Source organism: Streptomyces cirratus, assembly GCF_014650775.1.
Classification (GTDB): Bacteria; Actinomycetota; Actinomycetes; order Streptomycetales; family Streptomycetaceae; genus Streptomyces; species Streptomyces cirratus.
In genome coordinates, this window is record NZ_BMVP01000019.1 from 73,401 (window position 1) to 84,759 (window position 11,359).

An 11,359-nucleotide genomic window follows, 5' to 3' on the forward strand; every position below is an offset into this window, starting at 1 on the left:
TCCGGGTGACGGCCGCAGGGCCTCAGGCGGGGCGCTGGAGGACGACCAGGGAGCGGCCCGTCAGCGGCACCCGGTCACCGGCCGCGTACTGCACGCCGGTACCGGGAGGCAGGACCTCCGGCTTCGCCGTGTCCACCACCAGCAGCCACCGCGCACCGTGCCCGGCCGGAATCGTGAACTCCTGCGCCTCCGAGCCCGCGTTGAACATCAAAAGGAACGAGTCGTCGGTGATCCGCTCCCCGCGCGTGCCGGGCTCGGAGATCGCCTCGCCGTTGAGGAACACCGTCAGCGAACGCGCGTGCTGCGCCTGCCAGTCGCGGGCCCGCATCTCCTCGCCGTGCGGGGTGAACCAGGCGATGTCGGAAAGTTCGTCGTGCGTCCCCTCCACCGGGCGTCCGTGGAAGAACCGGCGCCGCCGGAACACGGGGTGGTCCCGGCGCAGCCACACCATCTGACGGGTGAACTCCAGCAGCGCGGGCGCCGGTTTGCCCGGTTCGGGCCAGGGGACCCACGAGAGGTCGTTGTCCTGGCAGTAGGCGTTGTTGTTGCCGCCCTGCGAGCGGGCGAACTCGTCCCCGTGGCTGAGCATCGGGACGCCCTGGGAGAGCATGAGGGTCGCCATGAAGTTGCGCATCTGGCGCTCGCGCAGCTCCACCACCTCCGGGTCCTCGGTAGGCCCTTCGACCCCGCAGTTCCAGGACCGGTTGTGGGTCTCGCCGTCGCGGTTGCCCTCCCGGTTGGCCTCGTTGTGCTTCTCGTTGTACGAGACCAGGTCGTGCAGGGTGAAACCGTCGTGGCAGGTGGTGAAGTTGATCGATGCCAGCGGCCGGCGCCCGTCGTCCTGGTAGAGGTCCGAGGAACCGGTCAGCCGTCCTGCGAACTCGGCGAGCGTACGCGGCTGGCCGCGCCACAGGTCCCGTACGGTGTCGCGGTACTTGCCGTTCCACTCGGTCCACAACGGCGGGAAGTTGCCCACCTGGTAGCCGCCCTCGCCCAGGTCCCAGGGCTCCGCGATCAGCTTGACCTGGCTCACGACGGGGTCCTGCTGGACCAGGTCGAAGAACGAGGACAGCCGGTCCACCTCGTGGAACTGCCGGGCCAGCGTGGCCGCGAGGTCGAACCGGAAGCCGTCGACGTGCATCTCGGTGACCCAGTAGCGCAGCGAGTCCATGATCAGCTGGAGGACGTGCGGGGACCGCATCAGCAGCGAGTTCCCGGTGCCGGTGGTGTCCATGTAGTGACGCGGATCGTCCGCCAGCCGGTAGTACGAGGCGTTGTCCAGCCCCCGGAACGACAGTGTCGGCCCGAGGTGGTTGCCCTCGGCCGTGTGGTTGTAGACCACGTCCAGGATCACCTCGATCCCGGCCTCGTGCAGGGCGCGGACGGCCGACTTGAACTCCAGTACCTGCTCGCCCCGGTCACCGGAGGCGTAGCCGTTGTGGGGCGCGAAGAAGCCGATGGTGTTGTAGCCCCAGTAGTTGCTCAGACCGTCGTCGACGAGGCGGTGGTCGTTCACGTACTGGTGCACCGGCATCAGCTCCAGCGCCGTGACGCCCAGCTTGGTGAGGTGGCCGATCACCGCCGGGTGGGCGAGCGCCCCGTACGTGCCGCGCAGTTCCTCCGGGAGCTCGGGGTGCCGCATGGTCAGGCCCTTGACATGGGCCTCGTACAGCACGGTGTGGTGGTACTCGTGCCGCGGGGGCCGGTCGTTGGCCCAGTCGAAGTAAGGGTTCACCACGACCGAGGTCATCGTGTGCGGGGCCGAGTCGAGGTCGTTGCGCGAATCCGGGCGGCCGAAGTGGTAGCCGTAGACCTCCTCGCCCCAGGAGACGCTGCCGCTGATGGCCCGCGCGTACGGGTCCAGCAGCAGCTTCGCCGCGTTGCAGCGCATCCCGTGCTCGGGCTCGTACGGGCCGTGGACCCGGAAGCCGTAGCGCTGGCCGGGCATGATGCCGGGCAGGTAGGCGTGCCGGACGAAGGCGTCCGTCTCGCGCAGCTCGACGGCGGTCTCGGAGCCGTCGTCGTGCAGCAGGCACAGCTCGATCCGCCGAGCGGCCTCGGAGTAGACAGCGAAGTTGGTTCCGGCGCCGTCGTACGTGGCACCCAGCGGATACGCCTGTCCCGGCCAGACCTGCATAGATAACGACTCTTCCCTCGGTGTCGGCTGACGTCCCGGCTGATCGGGCATGGACAACGTCTCTGCCAGATCTTCCCCGAAAGGAGGCCGCCACGCGTGGACTTGGGATGGTTCTACCGGGTGACCCGGAGAGCTGATATCCGGGTCAGCGGACTGTCCGGGCATCGGATAATGGGTCAACGGGCAGTCGGTGTACGGGCCATCGGGCTGCGTCGGGCCGCGCGCGCGGAGTACCCTTCCGTGATCACTGGAGACGGGCGTCCAGACGCAGAAGGCGGTGCACGGGTGAGCTCGGGAGGTCTGGAGCTGCCCCCTGGTGACAGCGGGCACGAGGGTGGCCCCGCGGACGCCCCTGGAAGCGCGCAGGCCGGGGTGCCGGCCGGGTCGGTGTCGCTGGCCCCGCCGGAGGCCGGCGGGGCGCGGGCCGGTGCCGAACTGGACTGGGGCGCGGACGCCTGGAGCGAGGTCCGTACCCGCGCGCAGCGCGCCGGGCGCGCCTACATCTGGCTGAACCTCATCGAGCAGCGGCTGCGGGCCGTCGTCGGCGCGGTGCTGAGGCCCATCTACGAGCCCGTGCACGGCCAGGACGACTGGGTCGTCGCGGCGGCCGGGCCCGCCGGGCAGGAGTGGGTGCAGCGGGCGGTGGCCGTGCGCGAGGTCAGCCGGCGCAAGGGGTACCTCCTGGACCCGGCCGACGACAACGTGCTGAGCTTCCTGACCCTGCCCCAGCTGCGGGAGCTGATGGTCCAGCACTGGCCCTGCTTCGAACCGTACTTCGACGACCGGCGGGAGATCGAGCTGGCCCTCGACGAGCTGGAAGTCACCCGCAACGTGGTCTCCCGCAACCGGGCGCTCTCGCGGCCCGTCCTCGAACAGGCGGAGCGGGCGTCGGCGCGGCTGCTGGAGGTGCTGGGCGGCGGCGCGGGCAGCCCGGCGGCGGACCGGCTGCCGATCGACGCCGTCGAGGACCTGGTGGGGGACCGGTACGCCGACGTCATCTCCGTCCACCCCGACCGGGTGAGGCTCCAGCGCCAGCTGCCGGCCGAGGACCTGTTCGGGGGCGCGCGGCGGCTGGACGCCATCGGCATAGGCCTCAACCTGCTGGTGCAGAACTTCTCCGGCCGAAGACTCGTCCGGCTCACGGAAGCGGGCTGCCGGGTGCGGCTGCTGTTCCTGAACCCGGCGAGCAGCGCGGTCAAGCGGCGCGAGCGGGAGCTGGGGCTGCGCAAGGGCGAGCTGAGCCGGTCCGTCGAGATGAACATCCTGCACGTGCGGCGGGTACGGGCAGGCCTGCGTGACGCCTCGCGGTTCGAGATCCACGTCTTCGACGAGACGCCGCGTTTCACGGCGTACCTGGTGGAGGGGGAGTCCTCGGGCATCGCGGTGGTCCAGTCGTACCTGCGGCGGGCGCGGGGCATGGAGGCGCCGGTGCTGGTGCTGCGCGGGGGCGGCAGGGGCGTCCCCAAGGACGCCGACCATGGACTTTTCACCACGTACCGGGAGGAATTCGAGTCGGTTTGGGAGGATTCCCGGCCGGTGTCCTGACTGTCAGTGGCCCGTGGCAGGCTAAAAGTCGTTGACCGGATGTCTGTACGGGGGAGGGGCGCCATGGCGGCGTGGCACGGGGGAGCGCTGGTCGGATTCGATCTGGAGACGACGGGCACGGAGCCGGGGGAGTCCCGGATCGTGACGGCCGCGGTGGTCGAGGTGCGCGGCGACGAGGTGCGGGAGCGGCGTGCCTGGCTCGCGGACCCGGGCATACCGATCCCGGAGCAGGCCTCGGCGATCCACGGCATCAGTACGGCGCGGGCCGTCGCGGAGGGCCGGCCGGTGCGGCAGGTCGCCGACGAGGTGGCGACCGTCCTGACAGAGCACTGGCTGCGCGGCTCGGTGGTCGTCGCGTACAACGCCGCCTTCGATCTGACGCTTCTGACGGCGGAGTTGGCCCGGCACGGGCTGCCGTCGCTGGCGGACCGGCTGGGCGGGGCGCGGACGGGGCCGGTGGTGGACCCGCTGACCATCGACCGGGCCGTGGACCGCTACCGGCGCGGGAAGCGGACCCTGGAGGCGGTGTGCGGGGTGTACGGGGTCGTCCTCGAAGCCGCGCACGACGCGGGGGCGGACGCGCTGGCGGCGGTCCAGGTCGCCCGGGCGATAGCCGCCCGGCATCCCGAGGTGGCCGCGCTCAGCCCGTCTGACCTGCATGACCGTCAGGGCGCCTGGCACGCCCGCTGGGCCCGCGACTTCCAGTCGTACCTGCGGGGCCAGGGCAGCCCGGAGGCCGTCATCGACACGTCGTGGCCCCTTCGGGTGCTCATACCGGCCGGAGCCTGAGCTCCACCAGGGGCGCGCGTGCCGGGTGCCCGCGCCGGGTGCCCGCGCCGGCGGGGACGGACCGGGGCCGGGTCGGCCCGCCGCCGGCCGGCACCCTGGACAGGCCGTTCATGATGATGTCCGCCGTCTTCACCAGGGCCACGGATCCCGAGGCCGCCGCGTGCCGGGCCCTAGTGCCGGGCCCTGGCGCCGGGTCGTGGCGCCGGGACTCAGAAGGGGTGCCAGCGCGTTGCGGTGTCGCCGTCGCGGAGCGAGGTGACGCGGCGGTGGAACTCCGCGCGGGCCGCCGGACTGGCCGGGGTGTGCTGGGCGACCCAGGCGCAGCTCGCCGTCTCGCGCGCGCCGCGCAGCACCGCGCAGCCGGACCACTCGCGCACGTCCCATCCGTACGCCGTCACGAACTCCTCGTACGACCGGCCGGGCAGCCCGTACCGGTCGCGGGAGAGCGCCATCACCACCAGGTCGTGCTCGCGCAGATCGGCCGACACGGTCTCCAGGTCCACCAGGACCGGCCCGTCCGGCCCTACGTGCACGTTGCGGGGCAGGGCGTCGCCGTGGATCGGCCCGGGCGGCAGGTGGGGGGTCAGCGCCGCCACCTGGCCGGCGTAGGCGTCGCGCCGGGCCCGCAAGTACGCCGCGTCCGCCGGGTCGATGGCGTCACCGGCGAGCCGGAGCCAGCGTTCGACCCCGCCCAGCAGGTCGCGCGCCGGCATCGCGAACGGCGGTGCGGGCAGGGCGTGGATCCGTCGCAGGAGGGACGCCAGATCGTGCGGGCCCGCGGGGCGGACCTCTTCCGGGAGGCGGTGCCACACCGTCACCGGGTGCCCGTCCACCAGCCGGGCCCGCGCCTCGGCCGCCCGGACCGCGGGAACCCCGCAGGCGGCGAGCCAGTCCGCGACGGCCACCTCCCGCTCGGCCCGCTCCAGCAGCGCCTCCTCCCGGCCCACCTTCACCACCAGGTCGCCGGCCGCGAACACGGCGTTCTCACCGAAGGCCAGCAGCTCGGCCCCGCCGGTGACACCCGCCGCCGTCAGTACGTCCCTGGCCCGCGCCTCGTCCATGCCGCTCCCGCCCGTCCCCGTCTGGACCGTCCCCGGCCACCACGTCCCCGTCAGTCTGCCATCCCCGCTGGTGACGGGCTTGACCCGCCGTCACCGGCCGCTCGGCGGGCGGCCCGGGGGCGGCCCGGGGGGCGGCTCACACGTCGGAGTGAATCAGTTTGCACGAGACGTATCGTCTCGTTATGGTCCACTCGTGACCACAGCCAAGCCCGCACACATCGCCATGTTCTCCATCGCAGCCCACGGGCATGTGAACCCGAGCATCGAAGTGATCCGGGAACTCGTCGCCCGCGGTCACCGCGTCAGCTACGCCATTCCCGCCTCCTTCGCCGACAAGGTCGCCGAAACCGGCGCGACCCCCGTCATCTGGCACTCGACCCTGCCCACCGACGACGACCCCGAGGCGTGGGGCGCCGAACTCATCGACCACCTCGAACCCTTCCTGGAAGACGCCATCCAGGCACTGCCCCAACTCGCCGCCGCCTTCGAAGGCGACGAGCCGGACCTCGTCATCCACGACATCACCGCCTACCCGGCGGTCGTGCTCGCCCGCCGCTGGGGCGTCCCCGACATCTCCCTCTCCCCCAACCTGGTCGCCTGGACCGGCTACGAGGAGGAGGTCGCCGCGCCGATGAAGGAGCAGCTGCGGGCCACCGAACGCGGCCGGGCCTACTACGCGCGGTTCCGGGCCTGGCTCGACGAGAACGGCATCGCCGACGACCCCGACCGCGTGGTGGGCCGGCCCCGCCGCAGCATCGTCTTGATCCCCAAGGCGCTCCAGCCGCACGCCGACCGCGTGGACGAGTCCGTCTACACCTTCGTCGGCGCCTGCCAGGGCGACCGTGGTGCCGCCCAGGGAGCCTGGCGGCGCCCGGCCGCAGCCGAGGGGAAGAAGGTGGTCCTGGTCTCCATGGGCTCCACCTTCACCAAACTGCCCGCCTTCTACCGCGCCTGCATGGACGCCTTCGCGGAGCTGCCCGACTGGCACGTGGTCCTCCAGATCGGCAAGTTCACCGACGAGGCCGAACTCGGGGAGATCCCCGCCAACGTCGAAGTCCACCGCTGGGTTCCCCAGCTGGACATCCTGCGGCAAGCCGACGCCTTCATCACCCACGCGGGCGCGGGCGGCAGTCAGGAAGGCATGGCGACGGGCACCCCCATGGTCGCCGTCCCCCAGGCCGTCGACCAGTTCGGCAACGCCGACATGCTGCAGGAACTGGGCATCGCCCGGCACATCCCGATGGACGAGGCCGACGCCCGCACCCTGCGCGACGCCGTCCTCTCCCTCGTCGGCGATCCCGAAGTCACCGCACGCGCCGAGGCCGTCCGCGCGCAGACGGCCGGGGAGGGCGGCGCGCGACAGGCCGCCGACCTCATCGAGGCCGAGCTGCCCTGACGGGCCGGGTCACCGCCCTCGGCACCGGCTGTCGGCACTGCCCGTCCGCACTGCCCGTCCCCGCTGCCCGTCCACACTGTCAGTGGGGCGTCCTATCGTTCGGGACATGAGCCCTCAGCCCACAGCACGCACGACCTACGCCGCCCTGCTGCGCGGGATCAACGTCGGCGGGAGCAAGAAGGTCCCGATGGCCGAGCTGCGCGCCGTCATGGAGCAGCTCGGCCTCGGCGACGTACGGACGTACCTCCAGAGCGGCAACGCCGTGTTCACCAGTACGGAGCAGGACCCCGACGCGCTGGCCCGGCGGCTGGAGGCGGCCATCGAGGCGCACTTCGGCTTCCCCGTCCCCTGCCTCGTCGTGGACGGCCCCCACCTGCGCGCCGTGGCCGAAGCCTGCCCGTTCCCGGCGGCCGAACTCGAAGGCAGGCAGCTCCACGTCACGTTCCTCTCCGAGCAGCCGTCCCCGCAGCGCTACGCGGGCATCGACGCGCAGGCCTTCCTCCCCGAGGAGTTCCGCCTCGGCGACCGCGTGGTGTACCTCTACGCACCGGGCGGCCTCGGCGTGTCCAAGCTGGGCGAGGTGCTCCACAGACCGGCCCTCCTCAAGGGCCTCCGCGCGACGACCCGCAACTGGAACACGGTCGTCAAGCTGGTCGAGTTGACCCGGGACTGATCGCGGACCGAGCCCGGACTGACACGGCCGCCGCGGGCGGCGCCCCGGTCCCGACGCCGGAACGCGCATGTGCCAGGCTCGGTGCATGCGGTACATCATCATCGGCGCCGGGGCGATCGGCGCGACCATCGGCGGCCGCCTCGCGGAAGCGGGCACGGACGTCGTCCTCGTCGCCCGCGGCGCGCACGCCCAGGCACTCGCGGCGGACGGCCTGCGGCTCACGACGGCCGCCGGAGAGCGGGTACACCGGCTGCCCGTCGTCACCGGCCCGGCGGAGCTGGGCGAACTGCGGGCGGACGACGTGCTGCTGCTCACCGTGAAGACCCAGGACGCGATCGCGGCGCTCGACGCGTGGGGCGACGCGGAGGTCGCGGGCGGCGGCACGGCGGCGCAGCGCCTGCCCGTGCTGTGCCTCCAGAACGGCGTGGAGAGCGAACGGCTGGCCCTACGGCGCTTCACGCGCGTGTACGGGGTCTGCGTCTGGCTGCCCGCCACCTTCCTGGAGCCGGGTGTGGTCTCGGCGCTGTGCGCACCGCTGACCGGCATCCTGCACCTGGGCCGGGCGGCCGGGGGGAGCGACGCCCGGGCCCGGGCGATCGCCGCCGATCTGGAGAAGGCGGGCTTCGGGGCGCCGGTCGTCGAGGACGTGATGCGGTGGAAGTACGCGAAGCTGCTGGGCAACCTGGGCAACGCGATCCAGGCGACGACGGGGCCGGAACCGGATCCGGCGAAGGCGGCGCTGCTGCTCAGGGCGATCCGCGAGGCGAAGGCGGCATTCGACGCCGCCGGGATCGGCTACGCCTCCGACGCCGAGCAGGCGGCGGCGCGGGACGGGAAGGTCGAGCAGCCGGCGGGGGTGCGGGGCGGCTCGTCGTGGCAGAGCCTGGCGCGGGGGACGGGCTCGGTGGAGGCCGACTACCTCAACGGGGAGATCTGCCTGTTGGGGCGGCTGCACGGGGTTCCGACGCCGGTGAACGACACGCTGCGCCATGCGGCGAACATCTTCGCGCGGGAGGGGCTGCCGCCAGGGGCGATGGCGGTCGAGGACCTGACGGGCCTCGCCGATGAGGCGGCCGCCAGGGGGTAGGGGGCCGGCGCCGGTGCGGTGGTGGCCGCTGCGCGGGGCCGGTCCCCGAGCCGCCCTTCCTCCGTTCACCGGGGCCGCGCCACGGACCCCGGACGTGCCCTCACACGCCGGGCGGCCTGAAAGTCGGCGAGGCGGTCAGGCCGAGAGGGCAGGGAGCCGGGACGGGGTCAGGGCCGCCGCGTCGAAACGGCGGAGCAGGAGGCGGGCCAGTTCAGGGGCCGGGCCGAGGACGGGGGCCACGAGGTCCGCGCCCGCGGCGGCCGCGCCCGCCGCGATGCGGTCCGGGAGGCGTCCGGGGGCGATGACGTACGGGGCGACGGCCACCCGGCGGACGCCCTCGGCGCGAAGGGTCCGTACGGCGTCCTCCGTACGGGGCAGGGAAGCGGAGGCGAACGCAGGCCGCACGGCGCACCAACCGGTGTGCCGCCACTCCCGCGCGATTTCAGCGATCACTGCGATCGCCTCCGGGTCTGAGGAACCGGCGGACGCGAGCACCACGCCGGTGGTGGCGCGGTCCGCCGGGGCGAGGCCCGCTTCCGCGAGACGCCGCTCCAGGGCGCGGAGCAGCAGCGGCGACGGGCCGAGGACGTCCGCGACCCGGACCGACAGGCCCGGCAGACGGGTGGCGGCCTCCGCCAGCACCGCCGGGATGTCCGTCTTCGCGTGGAACGCCCGGGTCAGCAGCAGCGGAAGGGCCACGACCTCCCGTACCCCCGACAGGTGGAGTCGGGACAGCACCTGCGGCACCGTCGGGGCGTTGAAGTCCAAGAACGCCGTCTCCACGCGCAGCCCGGGCCGCTGCGCCCGCGCACGCCGGGTGAGGGCGTGCACGGTCGCGGCGTGCCGCGGATCGCGGCTGCCGTGGGCGATGACCAACAGGACGGGGGAGCGGAACACGGTACTCAGCTCAGCTCTTGACCAGCAGGCCGCGGCTGCGCAGCACCCACCGCTCGATCGGGCTGAAGATCAGCAGGTCGATGGCGATGCCGACGATGAGGATCAGGATGATCGCGAGGAACACGCCCGGCATGTCGATGTTGTTCCGGCCGTTCTCCAGCAACTGGCCGAGCCCCAGCCCGAGGTCGGGGGAGGAGGCGATGATCTCGGCGGCCATCAGCGAGCGCCAGGAGAAGGCCCAGCCCTGCTTGAGACCGGCGAGGTAGCCGGGCAGCGCCGCCGGCATGACCACGTGCCAGGTGCCCCTGAGCCCCGTGGCGCCCAGCGTGCGGCCCGCCCGCAGGAACAGCGGCGGGACCTGGTCGACACCCGACACCAGGCCGTTGGCGATGGACGGCACCGCACCGAGCAGGATGACGGCGTACATCATCGAGTCGTTCAGGCCGAGCCAGATCACCGCCGGCGGCACCCACGCCACCGAGGGCAGCGACTGGAGCCCCGACAGGATCGGGCCGATGGCGGCGCGGACGAACTTCACCCGCGAGACCAGCAGGCCGAGCGGGGTGCCGATGGCCAGGGCCAGCAGGAAGCCGAGCAGGCCGCGCGAGACGCTGGTCCACACGACGTCCAGCAGGGTGCCCTTGACCCACATGTCGGCCAGACCGTCCCACACCGCGGACGGCGACGGCAGCTTGGTCGAGTCGGCGACGTGTGCCGAGACGAGAACCTGCCAGACGACGAGGACCAGGCCGACGGCCACGGCCGGCGGCAGGATCTTCTTGAGGAGGACCTCACGGACCGGGGTGCGGTGGGTCTGGACCGCGTCGAGCGCGTCCAGACCGGCCTCCAGACCCGCCAGGTCGTCCCTCTTGGCCTCGGGGGCGGTGTCAGTGCTGGCCATGGCGGCGGATCTCCCCACGCAGGTGTTCAGTGATCTCCAGGGACAGCTCCGCGACGTCCGCGTCCTCGATGCGGCGCGGCTGCGGGATGCCCACGGTCCATTCCTTGGCGACCCGGCCGGGCCGCGAGGACAGCAGGACCACGCGCTGGGCGAGGCGCACGGCCTCGCGGACGTTGTGCGTGACGAACAGGACGGACAGGCCGGTCTCTTCCCAGATCCGGGTCAGCTCGCCGTGCAGCACGTCGCGGGTGATGGCGTCCAGCGCCGCGAACGGCTCGTCCATCAGCAGGAGTCGGCTGTCCTGGGCCAGGGCGCGGGCCAGGGCCACGCGCTGGCGCATGCCGCCCGACAGTTCGTGGACGCGCTTGCCGTACGCCCCGCCGAGCCGGACCAGCTCCAGCAGCCGCTCCGCCTCCGGCTTGCGGTCGGCCTTGGCGACCCCGCGCAGCCGCAGGGCCAGTTCGATGTTCTTGCCCGCCGTGAGCCAGGGGAACAGCGCGTGCTCCTGGAACATCAGGGCGGGGCGGCCGGTGGTCTCGATGCTGCCCGCGCTGGGCTCGTCGAGACCGGCGACCAGGTTGAGCAGGGTGGACTTGCCACACCCCGACGCCCCCAGGAGGGTGACGAACTCTCCCGGGGCGACATCGAGGCTGATGTCGTCCAGGACGAGCTGCGGTCCGGCCGGTCCGGGGAAGGACTTCGAGACGTGTTCGATGCGCGCGGCGTGCGTCCGCTCCGCTACCGCGCCCTCGGCAGCCTTGGCAAGTGTGGTGGCCATGGTCGTCACCTCCTGGGGGATTCGGGTTACGGGCTTACTTGACGCCGAGGCCGGCGTCGGAGACCTCGGGCTTGCCGGCGGCCTTGAGCACCTTG

9 protein-coding genes and 1 pseudogene are annotated in these 11,359 nt (G+C 72.7%); 5 read left to right on the plus strand and 5 right to left on the minus strand.

The window, feature by feature from the left end; translation table 11 throughout:
* Nucleotides 1-22: 22 nt before the first annotated feature.
* Complete coding sequence (glgX, locus tag IE207_RS29605) at nucleotides 23-2,137, minus strand: glycogen debranching protein GlgX (protein ID WP_190187400.1); 2,115 nt, start codon at nucleotides 2,135-2,137, stop codon at nucleotides 23-25.
* 285 nt (nucleotides 2,138-2,422) lie between these two features.
* On the opposite strand from glgX, the gene IE207_RS29610 reads away from it, so the two are divergent.
* Together IE207_RS29610 and IE207_RS29615 are read left to right on the plus strand one after the other, a co-directional pair.
* The gene (locus IE207_RS29610) at nucleotides 2,423-3,682 is read left to right on the plus strand and encodes a DUF5919 domain-containing protein (RefSeq protein WP_190187401.1); all 1,260 of its coding nucleotides are present in this window, start codon (nucleotides 2,423-2,425) and stop codon (nucleotides 3,680-3,682) included.
* A gap of 63 nt (nucleotides 3,683-3,745) precedes the next feature.
* Complete coding sequence (locus tag IE207_RS29615; protein ID WP_190187402.1) at nucleotides 3,746-4,471, plus strand: 3'-5' exonuclease; 726 nt, start codon at nucleotides 3,746-3,748, stop codon at nucleotides 4,469-4,471.
* Between the two features lie 209 nt (nucleotides 4,472-4,680).
* Here the strand turns inward: IE207_RS29615 and IE207_RS29620 are convergent, their stop codons facing one another.
* Entirely contained in the window at nucleotides 4,681-5,532 is an 852-nt protein-coding gene (locus tag IE207_RS29620) for a phosphotransferase enzyme family protein (RefSeq protein ID WP_190187403.1), read from the minus strand.
* A 152-nt stretch (nucleotides 5,533-5,684) separates the two neighbouring features.
* Between IE207_RS29620 and mgt the strand changes: the two are divergent.
* From mgt to IE207_RS29635, 3 genes and pseudogenes are all read left to right on the plus strand, one after another.
* A pseudogene (gene mgt / locus IE207_RS29625) lies at nucleotides 5,685-6,928 on the plus strand (macrolide-inactivating glycosyltransferase).
* Nucleotides 6,929-7,034: 106 nt separating this feature from the next.
* Entirely contained in the window at nucleotides 7,035-7,601 is a 567-nt protein-coding gene (locus IE207_RS29630) for a DUF1697 domain-containing protein (protein ID WP_190187404.1), read from the plus strand.
* 85 nt (nucleotides 7,602-7,686) lie between these two features.
* A complete protein-coding gene (locus tag IE207_RS29635) occupies nucleotides 7,687-8,688 on the plus strand; it encodes a ketopantoate reductase family protein (RefSeq protein WP_190187405.1) in 1,002 nt (333 codons plus the stop codon).
* A gap of 135 nt (nucleotides 8,689-8,823) precedes the next feature.
* Here the strand turns inward: IE207_RS29635 and IE207_RS29640 are convergent, their stop codons facing one another.
* The 3 genes from IE207_RS29640 to IE207_RS29650 are packed head-to-tail and all read right to left on the minus strand — an operon-like array spanning nucleotide 8,824 to nucleotide 11,264.
* Complete coding sequence (locus IE207_RS29640; RefSeq protein ID WP_190187406.1) at nucleotides 8,824-9,585, minus strand: sirohydrochlorin chelatase; 762 nt, start codon at nucleotides 9,583-9,585, stop codon at nucleotides 8,824-8,826.
* A gap of 10 nt (nucleotides 9,586-9,595) precedes the next feature.
* The gene (locus tag IE207_RS29645) at nucleotides 9,596-10,486 is read right to left on the minus strand and encodes an ABC transporter permease (protein WP_190187407.1); all 891 of its coding nucleotides are present in this window, start codon (nucleotides 10,484-10,486) and stop codon (nucleotides 9,596-9,598) included.
* Complete coding sequence (locus IE207_RS29650) at nucleotides 10,473-11,264, minus strand: ABC transporter ATP-binding protein (RefSeq protein WP_190187408.1); 792 nt, start codon at nucleotides 11,262-11,264, stop codon at nucleotides 10,473-10,475. The genes IE207_RS29645 and IE207_RS29650 overlap by 14 nt, the downstream gene beginning before the upstream one ends.
* Nucleotides 11,265-11,359 lie beyond the last annotated feature (95 nt).